The sequence below is a fragment of the Streptomyces sp. JJ36 genome (assembly GCF_021696945.1).
GTDB lineage: Bacteria > Actinomycetota > Actinomycetes > Streptomycetales > Streptomycetaceae > Streptomyces.
On the sequence record NZ_JACYHE010000052.1, the window covers coordinates 1 to 19,445 of the forward strand.

Here is a 19,445-nt window from a genome sequence, read left to right on the forward strand (position 1 = left end):
GGGCCGCGTCGCCTTCGTCGTGTCTGCGAGGCTGCGCCTCGCGTGGCGGGGGCTGCGCCACCCGCACCCCCGCGCCACCCCGCACCCCCGCGCCACCCCGCACCCGTAGGCTGGGGATGACAGCGAGTGCTGGTCCCCGAAGGGAGCGGGCGATGGCACAGCGTGACGCCCTGGACACGGCAGACGCGGACCCCGTCGAGCCGCTGGGTCCGGACTCTCTCACCTGGCGCTACTTCGGCGACTGGCGGGGCCTTCTGCTCGCCCCCTGGGCGGGCGCCCTGCAGAACATGCACCCGCAGCTCGGCGCCGGCGTCGCCGAGCACTCCCACTTCTTCGAGGAGCGCTGGCAGCGGCTGCTGCGCTCCCTCTACCCCATCGGCGGCGTGGTCTACGACGGCCCGCGTGCCGCGGAGACGGCCCGCCGGGTCCGCCGCTACCACGACACCATCCGCGGCACCGACCGGTACGGCCGCCCGTACCACGCCCTGGATCCGGACACCTTCTACTGGGCCCACGCCACCTTCTTCATGCTCACCGTGCTGGTCGGGGACCGGCTGGGCCCGGGCCTGAGCGAGGCGGAGAAGCGACAGCTCTTCGCGGAGCATGTCCGCTGGTACCGGCTCTACGGGGTGAGCATGCGCCCGGTCCCCGCGAGCTGGGAGGAGTTCCGGCGCTACTGGGACCGGACGGCCGCCGAGGTGCTGGAGGACAACCGCCCGGCACGGCAGGTGCTGGACATCGGGCGCATCGCCCGCCCGCCCGTGCTGTCCCGGCTGCCGCAGTGGGCCTGGCGGCTGCTGCGCCGCCCGCAGGCGCGGTTCATGCGCTGGCTGACCGTGGGCCTCTTCCCGCCCGCGGTCCGGGAGCGGCTGGGCTACCGCTGGACCGCACGGGACGAGCGGCGGCTGCGGCTCTTCGGCCGGGCCCTGCACCACGCCTGGAAGCTGGTGCCGCCCGCCCGCCGCTACCACCCGCGGGCCCGCGCCGGCTGGCAGCGCGAGGCGGGGAGACGCCCCGCGTCCGCCCCGCCCGCGGAGACCCCGGACCGCAACCTGCCGCCCGTCCACCGGCGCCGGCTGCCGCAGCACTACGTTCCGGACGGTTCCGGTCCTCCCGGAGCTCCCGGTCTCCCCGGCGACTGAGCGTCTGCCGGGGGCGTGCCGGGCCGTCCTCGGGTGCAGGCCGCGGCAGCCCTTCCGCCCCCGGCAGGGATAGTGCGGGTACGACGGGGCACACCGGAGCCCGGCGGCGTGACGCGCCGCTCCCAGGAGGAGGAACGAGGCGAGGAGAGGGCGGCGCATGGCGGCCGGGAACCGGGGTGACGTGGCGGCGGCGAGCGGGACGAGGACGATGCAGGTCGGGGTCGTCACCGACCCGGGACTGCCCGCTGCGGTGGCGCGCGCGGCGACCCGGGGCCTTCCCGAGCTGCTGGGGCGTGACCTGGGGGGCCGCTTCGACTGGCGGGTGGAGACGTTCTGCGACGAGCTGCTCCTCGACGAGGAGGGGGTGCTCCCGATGCTGACCGCGGCCGAGGAGTACCAGGACCGCCACGGCTGGGACATGGTGGTCCTGATCACCGACCTGCCGCGGCGGTCCGGCACGCAGCCGATCCTGGCGGACGTCAGCACCTCGCAGCAGGCCGCGCTGGTCTCCCTGCCCGCCCTCGGCGGCGGGTTCCGGCTGCGGGCCCGGCTGCGGGGGCTGCTGGTGCACGTCATCGGGCATGTGGCCCGGGACCGGCTGGGCCTCGCCGCCGAGCGTCTTCCCGACCCCTATCGGGGGGCCACCGGACGGCTCAGTGCCCGGCTCGCCCCGCTCCGGCACCACACGTCGCCGGAGGAGAGGATCGATTTCCATCTGGGGCTGACCGGGCTGCGCGGCCGGTTCCGGCTCCTGGCCGGCATGGTGCGCGACAACCGCCCGTGGCGGCTGGTCCCCCACCTGGCGGGGGCCACCGCCGCCGCGGCGGCGACGGCGGCGTTCGGCATCTTCTACCCCAGCATCTGGAGCATGGCCGACGCCCTGCCGCACTGGCGGCTGGGGGTGATCAGCGCGGTCGCGATCGCCGTCATGGTGCTGTGGCTCCTCCTCTACAACGATCTGTGGGACCGCCCTTCCGGACACCCCCGCCCAGGTGAGGCGGTGCTCTACAACCTGTCCACCGTCCTCACCCTGGTGATCGGTGTGGGCTGCATGTACCTGATGCTCTACGGGCTGGCGCTGCTCACCGCGTCCGCGGTCATCGACCTGGGTTTTCTGCAGTCCCGGCTGGGCCACCCCGCGGGCTTCGGCGACTACGCCACCCTGGTGTGGCTGGCGAGCTCCATGGGCATCGTGGCGGGCGCTCTCGGCTCCAGCCTGGAAGGTGAAGAGGCGGTGCGCCAGGCCACGTACAGCCGCCGGGAGAACCAGCGCCAGGCGCGCAACCGCGCCCGTGCGGACGACGAGGACGCGCGCGACACGCAGCGCGAGGAGCACACCGCTTCCTGAGCCGGTGCCGCCCCGTCCGCGGCCGCCCCCGCCTGGGGCCACGGGGCGGGGCGGCCGCGGACGGGGCGCGGATCGTGCGCGAGTATTGGTCTGAACCTTGACTGGTGTAGACCAAGGTAATTGACTGTTCCCTGTCAACACCCTTCCCCACCTCGCGGCCCCGGGCCGCGTGAAGGAGTGAGTCATGTTGAAGGAGCGCAGTCAGCACGGCAGAGGCGCCCCTGTCCGCCCCTCCGCCCCCGGCCTCCGGGGGCTCCTGCGCCGCCTCGTCGGCACCCGGCTGCGGGCCCTGCTCGCCCTGTCCGCCCTGCTCGGGTCCCTCGCCGTGGTGGTGCCGGCGGCCACCGCCTCCGCCGCCGCCTGTGCGGCCCCCTGGAGCTCCGGGGCCGTCTACACCCAGGGCGACACCGTCTCGCACGCCGGTCACAACTGGCAGGCCAAGTGGTGGACCCGGGGCGAGACACCGGGCACCACCGGTCAGTGGGGCGTCTGGGCCGACCAGGGCTCCTGCGGCTCCGGCGGCGATCCCGACCCCGAGCCCGACCCCTCCGGCTTCGTGGTGAGCGAGGCGCAGTTCAACCAGATGTTCCCGAACCGCAACTCCTTCTACACGTACCAGGGGCTCATCGACGCCACCTCGGCGTACCCGGCCTTCGCGAACACCGGCAGCGACACCGTGCAGAAGCGGGAGGCCGCGGCCTTCCTGGCGAACGTCAGCCATGAGACCGGCGGCCTGGTCCACATCGTGGAGCAGAACGAGGCCAACTACCCGCACTACTGCGACTCCGGGCAGCCCTACGGGTGCCCCGCGGGGAACGCCGCCTACTACGGCCGCGGCCCCATCCAGCTCAGCTGGAACTTCAACTACAAGGCGGCCGGCGACGCCCTGGGCATCGACCTGCTGAACAACCCCTGGCTGGTGGAGAACGACCCGGCCGTCGCCTGGAAGACCGCCCTCTGGTACTGGATGACCCAGTCCGGCCCGGGCACCATGCCCGCACACCAGGCCATCGTCGGCGGCCACGGCTTCGGCGAGACCATCCGCGCCATCAACGGCGCGCTGGAGTGCGACGGCGGCAACCCCGGCCAGGTGCAGAGCCGCATCGACACGTTCCGGCACTTCACCGGCATTCTCGGCACCACCACGGGGGGCAACCTGAGCTGCTGAGCGTCCCGCTCAGCCCCGCACCCCGGCGGCCGACCCGGATGAGTCCCCGGTCCGGCCGCCGGGCCCACCGGAACCCGTACGGTCCCGGCCCCCGCGGGACCCGGCCCCCGCCGCGGCGCAGGCGGCCGCCAGCGCCGCGGCGGCGAGGGGCACCCCGTACGCGGCGGCCACGCCGCCCTCGGGCCCCGTCTGCTGCACCGCCCAGCCGCCCGCGGCCGAACCGGCGGCGACGCCGCCGAGCAGGGCGGTCACCGCGAGCGTCATCCCCTCGTTGAGCCGCTCGGCCGGGGTGCGGCGCTGGATCAGCGTCATGCCCGTGACCATCGTGGGCGCGGTGGCGCCGCCCGCCAGCAGCAGCGCGCCCGCCGTCACCGCCAAACTGCCGCTCGCCGCGGCCGCGAGCGGCAACGTCATCAGGACGGCCATCGCCGCCACGCATCCCGCGAACCGGCGGCGCACCGGGCCGCGCGGCCGCAGCGCGCCGAACGCCAGCCCCGCCAGCGCCGAGCCCGCCGCCTGCAGGGCCAGCACCGCACCGCCCAGGGAGGTGTGCCCGAGCCCGTCCGCATGGGCCAGTGTCACCACCTCCAGCGAGCCGAACACCGCGCCCGTGGCCAGGAAGGTCACGAGCAGCGGCGGCATCCCCGGCAGCAGCGCGGGTGACCGCCGCCGCCCCGCGGCGGTGCGGGGCGCCACCGGCGGCTCGGTGCGGCGCTGCGCCGCGAACAGCAGCGTCCCGGTGATCAGCAGCACGGCACCGGTGAGCGTTCCGGCCTCCGGGAAGAGCGCGGTGCACAGCAGCGCGGCCAGCACCGGGCCCAGCATGAAGCAGAGCTCGTCGGCGGCCTGCTCGAAGGAGTTGGCGGTGTGCCGGGCGGCCGGGTCGTCCCGGAGCAGGTGGGCCCAGCGTGCCCGTGCCATGCCGCCGGTGTTGGGCGTGGTCGCCGTCGCCGCGTGGGCGGCGAACAGCGTCCAGGCCGGGGCGTCCTGGCGCACGCACAGCACCAGCGCCAGCGAGCCCGCGGCCGCCAGGCTCGCGGCCGGCACCACCACCCGGGCCTGCCCGTGCCGGTCCACCAGCCGCGCGGTCAGCGGGGCGACCACGGCCGTGGCCGCCAGGCCGGTCGCCGTGACCGCCCCGGCGAGCGCGTACGAGCCGCGCTGCCCGGCGATCATCATGACCGCGGCGACGCCGAACATGCCCATCGGCAGCCGCGCGACCAGGTTCCACACGGTGAAGGCGGTGGCGCCGGGCACCGCGAAGAGCCGCGCGTACGGCGCGAACGGGTGCGGCCGGCCCGAGGGCTTTCGGCCCCGCGGCCGCCGGGCACCCGGGCCGGGCGCCCGGTCCACCGCGATCAGGCGGTCGCCGCTCACGGTGAGCAGCGGGGAGGCGGGCGGGGAGGCGGCCGGAGGACGGGCGGGGAGCGGGGAGCGCGGCATGCTCCCACCCTCACGGAGCCGCCCGCACGCCGCCAACTGCTTTTCGGCACCGGCCCCGCGGGTGCCGACGGCCGTTCCCGTGCGGCCTGCCGCCGTGCCGCCGTGCCGCCGGGGCGCCCCGCGAGGTGCGGCGCCGCGCATCCCGCGGGCCCGCGGTCGGGGCGGGAGCGGCACACCCGGCGCCGCGGGCGCTCACCGCCTCCGCGGGAGCCGGGTGAGCGCACGGTTTCGCCGTCGTCACCCGGCAGCACAGCGGGGAAATCTGCTGGTCCTAGCGTCGGCGCCGAACCTCATACGTGGCCGGGAGGCGAGGCGCCGTGGGTGCAGTGACGGAAGCGACGAGTACACGCAGCGGGAAACGCTGGATCGAGCGGTGGGACCCGGAGGACGAGGCGTTCTGGGAGGCGGAGGGCCGCCGGGTGGCCCGCCGCAACCTGACCTTCTCCGTGACCTCCGAGCACATCGGCTTCTCGGTGTGGAGCATGTTCTCCGTGCTGGCCCTCTTCATGGGCCCGGAGTACGGGATCGACCCGGCCGGCAAGTTCACCCTGGTGGCCGTGGCCTCACTGGTCGGCGCCGCGCTACGGGTGCCGTACGGCTTCGCGGTGGCGCGCTTCGGCGGCCGGAACTGGACGGTCTTCAGCGCCGGCCTGCTGCTGGTCCCCACCACCGCCCTGCTGGTGATCATGGAGCCGGGGACCTCGTACACCGCCTTCATGGCGGTGGCCGTGCTCACCGGCGTGGGCGGGGCGAACTTCGCCTCCTCCATGACCAACATCAACAGCTTCTACCCGCTGCGCCTGAAGGGCTGGGCGCTGGGCATGAACGCGGGCGGCGGCAACATCGGCGTCGCCGTGGTGCAGCTCGTCGCCCTGGGCATCATCGCCGCCGCCGGCGCCGGGCACCCGCGCCTGCTGCTCGCCCTCTACCTCCCGCTGATCGTCGCGGCCACCGTGTGCAGCGCCCGCTACATGGACAACCTGGGCCCCGTCCGGAAGGACTCCGGCGCCGCACGGGAGGCCGCCCGGGACCGCCACACCTGGATCATGGCCTTCCTCTACATCGGCACCTTCGGGTCGTTCATCGGCTACAGCTTCGCCTTCGGGCTGGTGCTGCAGACCCAGTTCGACCGGACGCCGCTGCAGGCCGCCTCGCTGACCTTCGTCGGCCCCCTGCTCGGCTCGCTGATCCGCCCGGTCGGCGGGCACCTCGCGGACCGGCTCGGCGGCGCCCGGGTCACGCTGGCCACCTTCGTCCTGATGGTGGGCGCCTCCGGGCTGGTCGTCGCCGCCTCGCTGAGCGCCTCGCTGGCCCTGTTCATCGCCGGCTTCATCGTCCTCTTCGTGCTGACCGGCCTCGGCAACGGATCCACGTACAAGATGATCCCGGGCATCTTCCGGGCGCAGGCGGAGACCCGCGGGCTGACCGGCGAGGAGGCCGCCGTGTACGCGCGCCGCCTCTCCGGCGCCTCCATGGCGCTGATCGGCGCGGTCGGCGCCTTCGGCGGGCTCGGCATCAACCTCGCGCTGCGGCAGTCCTTCCTGAGCTCCGGCGACGGCACCGGCGCCTTCGTGGCCTTCCTCGGCTACTACGTGCTCTGTTGCGCGGTCACCTGGATCGTGTACCTGCGGCGTACGGCCGGCCGTGCCCGCGGCCGCACGGTCGCCGCGGGCGGCGCCCGGACCGGGGCGGCGGACGCGGCCGGCGAGCGGCAGCCCGCGTACGCCGAGGTGTGACGAGCGCCGTCCCCGGGGAGGGGTGCACGGCACCGGCCCGTCCGGAGGCGTAACACTGGGGAAATGCCGGCGAACCGGGACCGTCACGGGGCCTTGACATGGTGGACCCCGGGGCGGTCCCGGTCCGGTCGCGTGGACGACCGGCCGGACGGCCGGGCCGTACGGGACGGCACCGGCCCGGGGGCCGGCGAGACGACAGCGACGAGGAGCGCATGAACGCCATCAAGCCACTGGACGGTTTCACGGTGGGCGTCACCGCGGCGCGCCGCGCCGAGGAGCTGGGCAGTCTGCTCGAGCGGCGCGGCGCCCAGGTGATGCATGCCCCGGCGCTGCGCATCGTGCCGCTCGCCGACGACCGCGAGCTGCTGACCGGCACCGAGCGGCTGCTCGCGGAGGCGCCCGACGTGGTGGTGGCCACCACGGCGATCGGCTTCCGCGGCTGGGTCGAGGCCGCCGACGGCTGGGGCCTCGGCGACGCGCTCCGGGAACGGCTGGCCGGAGCCGAGCTGCTGGCCCGCGGGCCCAAGGTGCGCGGCGCCGTACGGGCCGCGGGGCTCCGCGAGGAGTGGTCGCCGGCCTCCGAGTCGATGGCCGAGGTGCTGGACCGGCTGCTGGAGGAGGGCGTGCGCGGCCGCCGGGTCGCCCTCCAGCTCCACGGCGAGCCGCTGCCCGGCTTCTGCGAGAGCCTGCGCGCCGCGGGCGCCGAGGTCGTCGTCGTGCCCGTCTACCGCTGGATGCCGCCCGAGGACCTCACCCCCGTGGACCGGCTGATCGACGCGGTGACCTCGCGCGCCCTGGACGCGGTGACCTTCACCAGCGCCCCCGCCGCCTCCTCGCTGCTGCGGCGCGCCGGGGAGCTCGGCGTGCGGGAGGAGCTGCTGGCCGCGCTCCGCGGCGAGGTGCTGCCCGCCTGCGTCGGGCCGGTGACCGCCCTCCCGCTGGAGGGCGAGGACGTGCCGACGGTGCAGCCGGAGCGGTTCCGGCTGGGCCCGCTGGTGCAGTTGCTCTGCACCGAGCTGCCGGGACGGGTCCGCCCGTTGCCGCTCGCCGGGCACCAGGTCGAGGTGCGGGGGCACGCGGTGGTCGTCGACGGGGAGCTGCGCTCCGTGCCGCCCGCCGGCATGGCGCTGCTGCGGGCCCTGGGCCGGCGACCGGGCTGGGTCGTCTCCCGCGCCGAGCTGCTGCGGGCGCTGCCGGGCGCGGGCAGCGACGAGCACGCCGTGGAGACGGCCATGGCCCGGCTGCGCGCCGCGCTGGGCGTGCCGAGGCTGATCCAGACCGTGGTCAAGCGCGGCTACCGGCTGGCCCTGGACCCGGCCGCGGACAGCACCAAGTACGGCGCCGGGGACGAGCCCCCGGTGCCCGCCGCGCAGACCTCCGCCCTGCGGGACTGACCGCCGGGACTGACCGCCGGGGCCGACCGCCCCGGGACCGGGCCCGCCGCGGTACGGCCGCGCGGCGGCCCGGGCGAGGCCGGCGCCCGGCAGCGGTCCGCCTCCCGCTTGTCCCGGGGTCTGCGCGCTCTCTCCGGCCGGCGGTGAACGCACCGGGCGCCCCTTCCGTATCTCCGGTCGGGCTCAGGCTCTCGACCGGAGGTGGCGCGTGCGAAAGGATGCCGTCGTGAGGGACAGGGCGGCGCAAGAGGACGCGCTCATGCGGGCGTTGTACGACGAGCATGCCGCTCCGCTGTACGCCTTCGTGCTGCGGCTGGTGGCAGGTGACCGGCACCGGGCCGAGGACGTCGTGCAGGAGACGCTGCTGCGGGCCTGGCGCAACGCCGAGCAGCTCGGGCGGGCCACCGGCTCCGTGCGGCCGTGGCTGGTCACGGTGGCCCGGCGGATCGTCATCGACGGACACCGCAGCCGCCGGGCCCGGCCCCGCGAGGTGGACCCGGGCCCGCTGGAGTCCGTGCCGGCCGCCGACGAGATCGACCGCGCGCTGCGCACCATGATGATCAGCGAGGCGCTGGGCGACCTCACCGAGGCGCACCGGCAGGCGCTGGTCGAGACCTACTTCACGGGGCGTACCGTCAACGAGGCCGCCGAAGTGCTCCGGGTGCCGCCCGGCACGGTGCGGTCACGGGTCTTCTACGCGCTGCGGTCGCTCCGCCTCGCGCTCGAGGAACGGGGGGTGACTCCATGACATCGCCGAGCCTGCCCGAGGGGCAGGACCGTCACACCGACGTCGGCGCCTACGCGCTGGGCCTGCTCAGCGACGCCGAGGCGAGCCGCTTCGAGGAGCATCTCGCCGAGTGCGGCTGGTGCGGCGCCGAGCTGGAGTCGCTGCTCGGGGTGGGCGCCGTGTTGGACGAGGTGGCGCAGGACCCCGTGTACGACCCCACGGCCCGGCCCGACCCCGCCCTGCTGCCCCGGCTGCTCGCCCAGGTCGCGGCGCGCCGCCGGCAGAGCCGGCGACGCCGGGTGCTCTCCGTGGTCGCCGCCGCGGTGCTGGTGGCCGGCGGGACGGCGGTGCCGCTGGTGATGTGGCAGGACGAGAACAGCACCCCCGCCCAGGCGGTCCGCACGGCCTTCGAACGGGGCGAGAAGTTCTCCGACACCGACCCCGCCACCCCGGCGGACGCCACCGTGGCCGTGGAGTCCCGGGCCTGGGGCACCCATGTCACCCTGCGGCTGGGCAATCTCCGTGGCCCGCGCGCCTGCGACCTGATCGCCGTCGGCGAGGACGGCGAGCGACTGACCGTGTCGAGCTGGTCGGTGCCGCCGTACGGCTACGGCATCGAGGGCACCCGCTGGTCGGAGCCGCTCTTCATCCAGGGCGGGGCGGCCCTGCCGCCGGAGCGGATCGACCGCTTCGAGGTCCGCGACCTGGACGGCGAACGGCTGGCGACCATCCCGCTCTGACCGCCCGCCCCCTGCCCGCCCGTCGTACCGCCCCGGCGCCCCCGGGCCCGCCGGTACGTGCGCACCGGGGCCTGCGTCGCGTACGGTGGACGGCTGCCCTGAGCTGAGAGAAGGGGGCCGCGGTGGGAGCGCACGACACGGCCGGGCAGGTCACGGAGCCCGAGGGCGTCCGGGAGCGGGAGATCCGCGCCGAGCAGCAGCACCTCGACCGGGTCTACCGGCGGCTGACGGAGAAGATCCACGAGGCGGAGTTCCTCATGGACGACGCCGCCCGGCGTGCGCAGGTGGGAACCCCGGGAGCACTGGCCGAACGGGACGCCCAGGTGTTCCGGGCCGGAGTGCACCTGAACCGCCTGAACAGCGAGTACGAGGACTTCGTCTTCGGCCGGATCGACCTGCTCGACGGCAAGGACGCCGCGCGCGGCCCGGACGGCGCCTACACCTCCGTCGAGCCCGCCGAGGACGCCGTGCGCGCGGACGGCACCGCGGACATCGCCGAGACCCTGCACATCGGCCGGATCGGGGTGCTGGACGCCGGCTACTCCCCGCTGGTGATCGACTGGCGGGCCCCCGCCGCCGCCCCGTTCTACCGTGCCACCCCGGTCGCCCCCGGGCGGGTGGTGCGCCGCCGGGTGATCCGCAGCAAGGGCCGCCGGGTGCTGGGCGTCGAGGACGACCTGCTCCGGCCCGGGCTGCGTCCCCGCCTCGGCGGCACCGAGCTGCCGGTCGTCGGGGACGGCGCCCTGATGGCCGCGCTGGGCCGCGCCCGCGGCCACGCCATGCGGGACATCGTCGCCTCCATCCAGGCGGAGCAGGACGAGGTCATCCGGGCGCCCGCGGCCTCCGTCACCGAGGTGGGGGGCGGCCCCGGGACGGGCAAGACCGCGGTGGCCCTGCACCGCGCGGCCTACCTGCTCTACCAGGACCGGCGGCGCTACGCCGGGGGCATCCTGGTGGTCAGCCCGACCCCGCTGCTCGTCGCCTACACCGAGGGCGTGCTGCCCTCGCTCGGCGAGGAGGGTCAGGTGGCGATCCGGGCGCTGGGCTCGTTGGTGGAGGGTGCCGAGGCGACCGCGTACGACGAGCAGCCCGTGGCCCGGGTCAAGGGCTCGGTGCGGATGGCGAAGGTGCTGCGCAAGGCGGCGCGCGGCGCGCTGGAGCTCGGCGAGGTGCCGCAGCGGCTGCGGGTGGTGGCCTTCGGGCGGAGCGTACGGCTGGAGGCCGGGGAACTGGCCCGGGTACGGCAGCAGGTGCTCGGCGGCACCGCGCCGGTGAACCTGATGCGGCCGCGGGCGCGCCGGCTGCTGCTGGACGCGCTCTGGGAGAAGTCCGGGGCGGCCGGCCGCTACCCGGACGACCCGGAGCTGGCCGCGGAGGCGCGCGAGGGCTTCGACGAGGACGTGTCGGCCGAGCCGGAGTTCCGGGACTTCCTGACCGCCTGGTGGCCGGAGCTGACGCCGCGCCGGGTGCTCGCCGCCCTGGCCGACGAGCGGGCGCTGGCCGGCTGGGCGCGGCGGGTGCTGCGTGGTGAGGAGGTGCGGACCCTGGCCGGTTCGCTGCGCCGGCTTGATGCGGCGGGGGAGGGGCCGCTGTCGGTGCACGACGTCGCCCTGCTGGACGAGTTGCAGCAGCTCCTCGGCACGCCGCCGCGGGAGAAGCCGCCGACCGAGGAGGACCTGCTGGCCGAGCTGGGCGTGGCCGAGGTGACCACGGCCGCCGACCGGAACGCCCCCCGCCGGGCGCGGGCGGACCGGCTCGCGGAGGAGCGCACCGACTACGCCCATGTCATCGTCGACGAGGCCCAGGACCTCACTCCGATGCAGTGGCGGATGGTCGGTCGGCGCGGCCGGCAGGCGACCTGGACCGTCGTGGGCGACCCGGCGCAGAGTTCGTGGACCGACCCGGACGAGTCCGCCGTCGCCCGGGACGAGGTGCTGGGCAGCCGGCCGCGGCGGCGTTTCGAACTGACCGTCAACTACCGCAACCCGGCGGAGGTCGCCGCCCTGGCCGACCGGGTGCTGGCCCTCGCGATGCCGGGCGTGGCCCCGCCGGAGGCGGTCCGCTCCACCGGCCTGGAGCCGCGGTTCACCGTGGCCCGGGAGGACCGTTTCGGCACGGCCGTCCGGGAGGAGGCGCACCGGCTGCTGGCGGAGGTGGACGGCACGGTCGGGGTGGTCGTCCCGATGGGGCGGCGCGCGGAGGCCCGGGGCTGGCTGGCCGGGCTCGGTCCCCGCGTGGTGGCGCTGGGCAGCCTGGAGGCCAAGGGGCTGGAGTACGACGCGACGCTGGTGGTGTCGCCCGCGGAGATCGCGGAGGAGACGCCGGTGGGGCTGCGGGTCCTCTATGTGGCGCTCACCCGGGCCACGCAGCGGCTGACGCTGGTCTCCGGGGAGCGTGACCTGCCGGACGCGCAGGGGGTTCCGGACCTGCTCCGGGACTGACCGCGCCGGGCCGCCGGGGCCGCGGGCGCCCGCCGCGTACGGGAGTCGCGTACGGGCGCTCTTTGTTAGCCTGTGTGTGGCACCGGCCCGACCATGCCCCCGGGCCCAACCATCGTCGCTTCGAGCGACCACTTGCCGCGAGGCGAGCTGGCGGGTCGGTGCCGCCTCTCTTCTCTTGCGGGTGTTCCGGGCGGCTCAGCCCACGACCCGGACCTGCTCCGCCTGCGGCCCCTTGCGCCCCTGGGTGATCTCGAACTCCACCCGCTGGTCGTCCTCCAGGTTGCGGTAGCCGTCGCCGCTGATCGAGCTGTAGTGGACGAAGAGGTCCGGCCCGCCGTCCTCCTGCGCGATGAAGCCGTATCCCTTCTCGGGGCTGAACCACTTGACCGTGCCCTGAGCCATGCCTGGTCTCCTGTGACTGGATGGGTTGTGCGGGCCAGATCCTAAGGTGTTTCCGGCGGATTTCGTCCTATTGGGCTGCATTTGGGCTCAATGTTCCGCCGAGGGGCGGCACGGGCCGGGGTGTTGCCGGAGACCCTTCTCTCGTATGGTGGAAACTGTTTTCCGAATGGGAGAGCGGGTTTCCGCGTACCTGTCGGTAGGTGGGACTATCTGGTGGGCGTGTCGCGCGCGCGTGCGCGGCACATCGTGACAAGGGAAAGCAGAGGAAGTCGGCCATGGCAACGGCGCCCAGCGTCTCGTACTCGATGACCGTCCGCCTGGAGGTCCCCGCGGGCGGGACCGCGGTCAGTCAGCTCACCACGGCCGTGGAGTCCTCGGGCGGCTCGGTCACCGGTCTGGACGTCACCGCCTCCGGCCACGAGCGCCTGCGCATCGACGTCACCATCGCCGCCAGCTCCACCGGGCACGCCGACGAGATCGTGCAGCGGCTGCGCGAGATCGAGGGCGTCTCGCTGGGCAAGGTCTCCGACCGTACGTTCCTCATGCACCTCGGCGGCAAGATCGAGATGTCGTCGAAGCACCCCATTCGCAACCGCGACGATCTGTCCATGGTCTACACGCCCGGCGTCGCCCGGGTCTGCACCCAGATCGCCGAGAACCCCGAAGACGCCCGCCGGCTCACCATCAAGCGGAACAGCGTCGCCGTGGTCACCGACGGCTCGGCGGTGCTGGGCCTGGGCAACATCGGCCCCAAGGCCGCGCTGCCGGTGATGGAGGGCAAGGCCGCCCTCTTCAAGCGCTTCGCCGGCATCGACGCCTGGCCGATCTGCCTGGACACCCAGGACACCGACATGATCGTGGAGGTCGTCAAGGCGCTCGCCCCCGGCTTCGCGGGCATCAACCTGGAGGACATCTCCGCGCCCCGCTGCTTCGAGATCGAGCAGCGGCTCCGGGAGGCCGTCGACATCCCCGTCTTCCACGACGACCAGCACGGCACCGCCATCGTGGTGCTCGCCTCGCTGCACAACGCGCTGCGCGTGGTGGGCAAACGCATCGAGGACGTACGGGTCGTCATGTCCGGTGCCGGGGCGGCCGGCACGGCCATCCTGCGGCTGCTGCTGGCGGCCGGCGTCAAGCACGCGGTGGTCGCCGACATCCACGGCGTGGTGCACGCCGGACGGCCCGACCTGGTGGACGCCGAGATCGACTCCCCGCTGCGCTGGATCGCGGACAACACCAATCCGGAGGGCGTCACCGGCACGCTCAAGGAGGCCGTGGCCGGCTCCGACGTGTTCATCGGCGTCTCCGCCCCGAACGTGCTGGCCGGGGAGGACGTGGCGACCATGGCGGAGGGCGCCATCGTGTTCGCGCTCGCCAATCCCGACCCGGAGGTCGATCCGGCCGAGGCCCGCCGCACCGCCGCCGTGGTGGCCACCGGCCGTTCCGACTTCCCCAACCAGATCAACAACGTGCTGGTCTTCCCCGGCGTCTTCCGCGGTCTGCTCGACGCCCAGTCCCGCACCGTCAACACCGAGATGATGCTGGCGGCCGCCCGGGCCCTCGCGGACGTGGTGCTGGAGGACGAGCTCAACCCGAACTACATCATCCCGAGCGTCTTCAACGAGAAGGTCTCGGGCGCGGTCGCCGGGGCGGTGCGGGACGCCGCACGGGCCGCCGGGGAGTCGGCGACGGCCCCGGTGCCGGACTGAGACGGGCCCCGGACCGGCGCGTCGCGGGAGGCGGCACCCGTACGGCCCCCTTAGGGTTGCGGGCAGGGCGCCGGGAGGGCGCCGGATTGGCGTTCCCGCCGCAGGTGGGGGCAGGATGCGTCTTCGGGCACGAGGTCTGAACCTTCACCCGGGTCCGGGGAATGTCCGAGGGCCCTGGCAGCATCGGCTTCGACTCACGCCTCATCGGCAAGAAGAACACGGGAGTAACACACTATGAACCGCAGTGAGCTGGTGGCCGCTCTGGCCGACCGCGCCGAGGTGACCCGCAAGGACGCCGACGCCGTGCTGGCCGCCCTCGCCGAGGTGACCGGCGAGGTCGTCTCCAAGGGGGACGAGAAGGTCACCATCCCCGGCTTCCTCACCTTCGAGCGCACCCACCGTGCCGCTCGGACGGCGCGGAACCCGCAGACCGGCGAGCCCATCCAGATCGCCGCCGGGTACAGCGTCAAGGTCTCCCCGGGCTCCAAGCTCAAGGAAGCCGCCAAGGGCAAGTGAGCCGTGGCGCGGGCCGGCCCACCGGCCCGCCGCACGCGGCGGGGGCGGCCGCCCGTACGGGTGGCCGCCCACTGCGCTGCCGGGCCCCGGGCGCGGAGCACCGCTCCGCGCCCGGGGCCCGCGGGCTGTGTACGCTCAGGGGCGCTCCACCTGCGCCCCGAGCTCGGCGAGCTTCTCCATGAAGTTCTCGTAGCCCCGGTTGATCAGGTCGATGCCGTGCACCCGGGAGGTGCCCTGCGCCGCCAGCGCGGCGATCAGATACGAGAAGCCGCCGCGCAGGTCGGGGATGACCAGGTCGGAGCCCTGGAGCTTGGTCGGCCCGGACACCACCGCGGAGTGCAGGAAGTTCCGCTGGCCGAAGCGGCAGGGCGTGCCGCCCAGGCACTCGCGGTAGAGCTGGATGTGCGACCCCATCTGGTTGAGCGCCTCGGTGAAGCCCAGCCGGGACTCGTAGACCGTCTCGTGCACGATGGACAGCCCCGAGGCCTGCGTCAGCGCGACCACCAGCGGCTGCTGCCAGTCGGTCTGGAAGCCCGGGTGCACGTCCGTCTCCAGCGCGATGGCGTTCAGCGGCCCGCCCGGATGCCAGAAGCGGATGCCCTCGTCGCCGATCTCGAAGGCGCCGCCGACCTTCCGGTAGGTGTTGAGGAAGGTCATCATCTCGCGCTGCCGGGCGCCGTGCACATAGACGCTGCCCTCGGTGGCCAGCGCCGCACTGGCCCAGGAGGCGGCCTCCAGCCGGTCCGGCAGCGCGCGGTGGGTGTAGCCGCCCAGCCGGTCCACGCCGGTGATGCGGATGGTGCGGTCGGTGTCCACCGAGATGATCGCGCCCATCTTCTGCAGCACGCAGATCAGGTCCTCGATCTCCGGCTCCACGGCGGCGTTGGAGAGTTCCGTCACGCCCTCCGCCAGCACCGCGGTGAGCAGCACCTGCTCGGTGGAGCCGACCGAGGGGTAGGGCAGCCGGATCTTGGCGCCGCGCAGCCGCTGCGGGGCCTCCAGATACTGCCCGTCGGCCCGCTTCTCGATCGTCGCGCCGAACTCGCGCAACACGTCGAAGTGGAAGTTCACCGGCCGGCCGCCGATGTCGCAGCCGCCGAGGCCGGGGATGAAGGCGTGGCCGAGCCGGTGCAGCAGCGGGCCGCAGAAGAGGATCGGGATGCGGGAGGAGCCCGCGTGCGCGTCGATGTCGGCGACGTTGGCGCTCTCCACCCGCGAGGGGTCCATCACCAGCTCGCCGGGCTCGTCACCCGCCCGCACGGTCACCCCGTGGAGCTGCAGCAGGCCGCGGACCACCCGGACGTCGCGGATGTCCGGCACGTTGCGCAGCCGGCTCTGGCCGCTGCCGAGCAGCGCGGCGACCATGGCCTTGGGCACGAGGTTCTTTGCGCCGCGGACACGGATCTCGCCCTCCAGCGGGGTGCCGCCGTGGACGAGCAGGACATCATCGGTGCCGGTCATGGATCTCCGCGTTTCGAAGGAGACGGGCTGGGGACAGAGAAAGCCTAATGGCCCACGGGTGGGTCCCCGCACGCTTCGGCCGGTACCCGGCCGCAGTCCGGGCTCCGGCCCGCCCACGTCCGCACCGGAGAGGCCGTACGGGGCGGCCCTACCGCCCCGTACCGTCACGGCCGGGTGACCACAGGTCGCGGGCCCCTCGCACGGCGGCCGGATCGCAGCGTTGACTCCCCGCGAGCGGCGCGGGTGCGGGATCATTGCGGCATGACCGAGGTGACCTCGCTCACCGGACGGTTGCTGGTCGCGACCCCGGTGCTGTCCGATCCGAACTTCGACCGCGCCGTCGTGCTGCTCCTCGACCACGACGAGGAGGGCTCGCTGGGCGTGGTCCTGAACCGGCCGACCCCCGTCGACGTGGGAGACATCCTGGAGTCCTGGGCGGGACTCGCCGGCGAGCCCGGAGTGGTCTTCCAGGGCGGCCCGGTCTCCCTGGACGCGGCGCTGGGCGTGGCGGTGGTCCCCTCGGGCGCGGAGGGGCCGGAGGACGAGGGGCCGCTCGGGTGGCGCCGGGTGCACGGGGCGATCGGCCTGGTGGACCTGGAGGCCCCGCCCGAACTGCTCGCGGCCGAGCTGGGCTCGCTGCGCATCTTCGCCGGGTACGCCGGGTGGGGTGCCGGCCAGCTCGAGAACGAGTTGCAGGAGGGCGCCTGGTACGTGGTGGAGTCCGAGCCCGGTGACGTCTCCTCCCCGGACCCGGAGCGGCTGTGGCGCTCCGTGCTCCGGCGCCAGCGCAGCGAACTGGCCATGGTCGCGACGTACCCGGACGATCCGTCGCTGAATTAGGCTTGGGACACATGAGCACTCTCGAGCCCGAGCGCGGGACGGGCACCGGCACTCTCGTCGAGCCGACCCCGCAGACATCGCACGGCGACGGCGACCACGAGCGCTTCGCCCACTATGTCCAGAAGGACAAGATCATGGCGAGCGCGCTGGACGGGACCCCCGTCGTCGCGCTCTGCGGCAAGGTCTGGGTCCCGGGGCGCGATCCGAAGAAGTACCCGGTCTGCCCCATGTGCAAGGAGATCTACGACACCATGAGTGCCGGTGGCGACAAGGGCGGCGACAAGGGCGACGGCAAGAAGTAGCCCCGGCGGTCCGCCGCCCGGCCCGCCCCGGCGACCGGCGCCCGCCCACCGCACGCACCCGGCGCGGTCCGCGTGCTCCCTCCCGGGAAGCGCACGGGCCGCGCCGGGTGCGTGCGTCGCGGCCGCTGCGGGGTGTGCAGCGGGGGGTTGCGGGTGGGCCTCAGGTGCGTACCGTGGAAAACGGGGTCTCGGGGGACCGGCGGTACGGAGGACGGCGTACGCGCACGGTTCCGGCCCGATGTTGTGGCTCTTCGTGTTCTCTTCGCCGAGCCCGCCCTCCCGGGCCTGTGACAGGCGTTCTCGTTTCCTCCCGGCCGTTCCGGCTCCGTTGCCGGACCGTGCCGTCTCCGCCGGTGGATCTCACCGACGACGGAGGAACCACCATGCGCATCGCCTATGCAGACCGGGGCCCCGCGCCACTGGGCCCCGCGGCCGGTCCCGTGTCCCGTGACTCCACGGAAGGGCGCTGGGGCGCGTTCAGCATCGAGAAGTTCGCCGGCGCCACGCCGTTGCGCTACACCCATGAGGACGCCCTGGGTTGGCTCGGCTACCTGGAGCAGTTCGGGGAACGCAACTTCTGGTTCGCCGACGACGGCGTCAAGACCTGGGCGTACGAGGAGGAGTTCGACAACTGGCAGGACCGGTACGGGATGGACGCGGTCCTGGCCGCCTACCATTCCGGACACGGCGACATGCTCGGCGACGGTACGTTCGTCGCGCCGATGGGCGGCGTGTGGGACAACCGTTCCGAGGCCCGCTCGACGCGCATGCGGCTGGGGAACGAGAAGGTCAACTACGTCTTCTTCTCCACCTGCCTGTCGCTGCGGGTGCTCGGCGGTCACACCCCGAACCGTTCCTGGGCCGCCTCGAACCTCGGATTCCGGATGCTTTTCGGCTTCGAGACCGTGAGCATCGACGACCCCAACTACGGCGCGTACTTCTGGCAGGAGTGGCGCAAGGGGAAGACCCTCGCCCAGGCGTGGCTGGACGCGAGCTGGCGCATCAGCACCGCACAGGCGCCCTCGGTCGCGGCCTGCGGCGCCACCCGGCAGGAAGCCGTCGACCGGCTCGACCGCGAACGGCAGTTCTCGCCGGAGCACGTCTCCGACGCGTGGTGGGCCTGGCGGTGGTACGACCCGGCCCGTACGCACCGGGAGCCGTCGCTGCGCCTCCCGGAGCACCCGCAGGTGGTGCAGCTCGAACCGCGCTCGCTCGACCGCGAGGTGCAGCTCCTCGAAGAACAGGCCGGACTGGAGCACGCGGGTCCCGAGGAGGTGGCGGTCGACCGGCAGGGCGTGCTGGGCTTCTCCGCGGACGGCCGCACCCTCGGCACCGGCCCGCAGGCGAACCGCTGGATCCGGTTCGCGGCCCCGGCCGAGGCGGCCGCCACCCCGGTCCCGGAGGACGAGGCCGTCTCCGCGGCCCGCGCCTTCACCGAGCGCAACGGCTACCCCGACCTGGTGCTGGACAGCGTGCACGAGGTGCGGGAGTGCTGCGGCACCCGGTCCGGAGAGGTGGAGGAACCCCGCGTCCGGGAGACCATGGTGACGTTCCGCCAGACCTTCTCCGGCATTCCCGTGATCACGCCGGGCCGCGGCGAGGTGCGGGTCTCCGTGGACAACGACGGCCGGGTGGTCGCGGCGCAGGTCTCCACCCGTGAGGTCGTGCGCACCACGTCCCACCTCACCTCCAGCGTTCCCGACCCGGAACCCGGCGGACACGGCGCCCCGAGCCGCGCCGCCGCCCCGCGGGACCGCCGGGAGGCGCTCGCCGAGCAGGAGGACCGGCTCCTCGCCGACCTGGCCGTACGCGGCGCGGAGCCGCAGGCACGGCCCGAGGCCCGGGACGTCCCGGGCACGGAGGAAGTGGGCTACGAGATCGAGGGGAACGAGGCCTACCTCGTCGCCCGCAAGCAGATCGAGGTCGGTCCGGAGGACGGCTTCGTCACCCGCCGCTGGGTCACCGCCCCGCTGGCACGCTGACCGCGCCGCCCGGCGCGGCCCGCACCCCGGGACGCCGCAGCGGAGCCCGCAGGGCCGCACCGGGAGAGCCGCCCGGCCAGGACCTCAGCAACCT

16 protein-coding genes are annotated in these 19,445 nt (G+C 74.3%); 13 read left to right on the plus strand and 3 right to left on the minus strand.

Annotated elements, in window-relative coordinates:
• The first annotated feature begins 152 nt into the window (after positions 1-152).
• The 3 genes from HOY81_RS18750 to HOY81_RS18760 all read left to right on the plus strand — a co-directional run bounded on the left by HOY81_RS18750 (position 153) and on the right by HOY81_RS18760 (position 3,658).
• On the plus strand, positions 153-1,142 hold the full coding sequence (locus tag HOY81_RS18750; RefSeq protein ID WP_237321608.1) for an oxygenase MpaB family protein: 990 nt from the start codon (positions 153-155) through the stop codon (positions 1,140-1,142).
• 157 nt (positions 1,143-1,299) lie between these two features.
• A complete protein-coding gene (locus tag HOY81_RS18755) occupies positions 1,300-2,490 on the plus strand; it encodes a hypothetical protein (RefSeq protein WP_237321609.1) in 1,191 nt (396 codons plus the stop codon).
• A gap of 184 nt (positions 2,491-2,674) precedes the next feature.
• The gene (locus HOY81_RS18760) at positions 2,675-3,658 is read left to right on the plus strand and encodes a glycoside hydrolase family 19 protein (RefSeq protein WP_237321610.1); all 984 of its coding nucleotides are present in this window, start codon (positions 2,675-2,677) and stop codon (positions 3,656-3,658) included.
• 9 nt (positions 3,659-3,667) lie between these two features.
• Here HOY81_RS18760 and HOY81_RS18765 read toward each other — a convergent pair whose 3' ends face one another.
• Positions 3,668-5,101: an MFS transporter gene (locus HOY81_RS18765; RefSeq protein WP_237321611.1), complete on the minus strand. Its 1,434-nt coding sequence runs from the start codon at positions 5,099-5,101 to the stop codon at positions 3,668-3,670.
• 326 nt (positions 5,102-5,427) lie between these two features.
• Here HOY81_RS18765 and HOY81_RS18770 point away from each other — a divergent pair, with 326 nt between their 5' ends.
• The 5 genes from HOY81_RS18770 (at position 5,428) to HOY81_RS18790 (ending at position 12,139) form a co-directional block, all read left to right on the plus strand.
• Positions 5,428-6,837, plus strand: a complete 1,410-nt coding sequence (locus tag HOY81_RS18770; protein ID WP_237321635.1) for a NarK/NasA family nitrate transporter — start codon at positions 5,428-5,430, stop codon at positions 6,835-6,837.
• Between the two features lie 212 nt (positions 6,838-7,049).
• Positions 7,050-8,231, plus strand: a complete 1,182-nt coding sequence (locus tag HOY81_RS18775) for a uroporphyrinogen-III synthase (protein WP_237321612.1) — start codon at positions 7,050-7,052, stop codon at positions 8,229-8,231.
• Between the two features lie 208 nt (positions 8,232-8,439).
• Positions 8,440-8,979, plus strand: a complete 540-nt coding sequence (locus HOY81_RS18780; protein ID WP_308341115.1) for a sigma-70 family RNA polymerase sigma factor — start codon at positions 8,440-8,442, stop codon at positions 8,977-8,979.
• Positions 8,976-9,698 (plus strand): zf-HC2 domain-containing protein, encoded by a 723-nt coding sequence (locus HOY81_RS18785; RefSeq protein WP_237321613.1) that lies wholly within the window; start codon positions 8,976-8,978, stop codon positions 9,696-9,698. The genes HOY81_RS18780 and HOY81_RS18785 overlap by 4 nt, the downstream gene beginning before the upstream one ends.
• Positions 9,699-9,820: 122 nt before the next feature.
• Positions 9,821-12,139, plus strand: coding sequence for a UvrD-helicase domain-containing protein (locus tag HOY81_RS18790; RefSeq protein ID WP_237321614.1), 2,319 nt, complete (start codon positions 9,821-9,823; stop codon positions 12,137-12,139).
• 195 nt (positions 12,140-12,334) lie between these two features.
• Here the strand turns inward: HOY81_RS18790 and HOY81_RS18795 are convergent, their stop codons facing one another.
• Positions 12,335-12,541: a cold-shock protein gene (locus HOY81_RS18795; protein WP_237321615.1), complete on the minus strand. Its 207-nt coding sequence runs from the start codon at positions 12,539-12,541 to the stop codon at positions 12,335-12,337.
• 275 nt (positions 12,542-12,816) lie between these two features.
• Here HOY81_RS18795 and HOY81_RS18800 point away from each other — a divergent pair, with 275 nt between their 5' ends.
• On the plus strand, positions 12,817-14,250 hold the full coding sequence (locus tag HOY81_RS18800; protein ID WP_237321616.1) for an NAD-dependent malic enzyme: 1,434 nt from the start codon (positions 12,817-12,819) through the stop codon (positions 14,248-14,250).
• A 234-nt stretch (positions 14,251-14,484) separates the two neighbouring features.
• Positions 14,485-14,766 carry an HU family DNA-binding protein gene (locus tag HOY81_RS18805; protein ID WP_237321617.1) on the plus strand — a complete coding sequence of 94 codons (282 nt, stop codon included), beginning with the start codon at positions 14,485-14,487 and terminating at the stop codon, positions 14,764-14,766.
• 135 nt (positions 14,767-14,901) lie between these two features.
• On the opposite strand, the gene murA is transcribed toward HOY81_RS18805, so the two are convergent.
• Positions 14,902-16,227, minus strand: a complete 1,326-nt coding sequence (gene murA / locus HOY81_RS18810; RefSeq protein ID WP_237321618.1) for a UDP-N-acetylglucosamine 1-carboxyvinyltransferase — start codon at positions 16,225-16,227, stop codon at positions 14,902-14,904.
• Positions 16,228-16,488: 261 nt separating this feature from the next.
• Between murA and HOY81_RS18815 the strand changes: the two genes are divergently transcribed.
• From HOY81_RS18815 to HOY81_RS18825, 3 genes are all read left to right on the plus strand, one after another.
• On the plus strand, positions 16,489-17,067 hold the full coding sequence (locus tag HOY81_RS18815; RefSeq protein WP_237321619.1) for a YqgE/AlgH family protein: 579 nt from the start codon (positions 16,489-16,491) through the stop codon (positions 17,065-17,067).
• 11 nt (positions 17,068-17,078) lie between these two features.
• Positions 17,079-17,369, plus strand: a complete 291-nt coding sequence (locus HOY81_RS18820) for a DUF3039 domain-containing protein (protein WP_237321620.1) — start codon at positions 17,079-17,081, stop codon at positions 17,367-17,369.
• Positions 17,370-17,752: 383 nt separating this feature from the next.
• A complete protein-coding gene (locus tag HOY81_RS18825; RefSeq protein WP_237321621.1) occupies positions 17,753-19,351 on the plus strand; it encodes a DUF6345 domain-containing protein in 1,599 nt (532 codons plus the stop codon).
• The last annotated feature ends 94 nt before the right edge of the window (positions 19,352-19,445 follow it).

Bases quoted from the DNA above. Each gene is read 5' to 3' on its own strand.
- HOY81_RS18750 (WP_237321608.1), top strand. From the start codon at position 153: ATGGCACAGCGTGACGCCCTGGACACGGCAGACGCGGACCCCGTCGAG.
- HOY81_RS18755 (WP_237321609.1), top strand. From the start codon at position 1,300: ATGGCGGCCGGGAACCGGGGTGACGTGGCGGCGGCGAGCGGGACGAGG.
- HOY81_RS18760 (WP_237321610.1), top strand. From the start codon at position 2,675: ATGTTGAAGGAGCGCAGTCAGCACGGCAGAGGCGCCCCTGTCCGCCCC.
- HOY81_RS18765 (WP_237321611.1), bottom strand. From the start codon at position 5,101: ATGCCGCGCTCCCCGCTCCCCGCCCGTCCTCCGGCCGCCTCCCCGCCC.
- HOY81_RS18775 (WP_237321612.1), top strand. From the start codon at position 7,050: ATGAACGCCATCAAGCCACTGGACGGTTTCACGGTGGGCGTCACCGCG.
- HOY81_RS18785 (WP_237321613.1), top strand. From the start codon at position 8,976: ATGACATCGCCGAGCCTGCCCGAGGGGCAGGACCGTCACACCGACGTC.
- HOY81_RS18795 (WP_237321615.1), bottom strand. From the start codon at position 12,541: ATGGCTCAGGGCACGGTCAAGTGGTTCAGCCCCGAGAAGGGATACGGC.
- HOY81_RS18800 (WP_237321616.1), top strand. From the start codon at position 12,817: ATGGCAACGGCGCCCAGCGTCTCGTACTCGATGACCGTCCGCCTGGAG.
- HOY81_RS18805 (WP_237321617.1), top strand. From the start codon at position 14,485: ATGAACCGCAGTGAGCTGGTGGCCGCTCTGGCCGACCGCGCCGAGGTG.
- murA (WP_237321618.1), bottom strand. From the start codon at position 16,227: ATGACCGGCACCGATGATGTCCTGCTCGTCCACGGCGGCACCCCGCTG.
- HOY81_RS18815 (WP_237321619.1), top strand. From the start codon at position 16,489: ATGACCGAGGTGACCTCGCTCACCGGACGGTTGCTGGTCGCGACCCCG.
- HOY81_RS18820 (WP_237321620.1), top strand. From the start codon at position 17,079: ATGAGCACTCTCGAGCCCGAGCGCGGGACGGGCACCGGCACTCTCGTC.
- HOY81_RS18825 (WP_237321621.1), top strand. From the start codon at position 17,753: ATGCGCATCGCCTATGCAGACCGGGGCCCCGCGCCACTGGGCCCCGCG.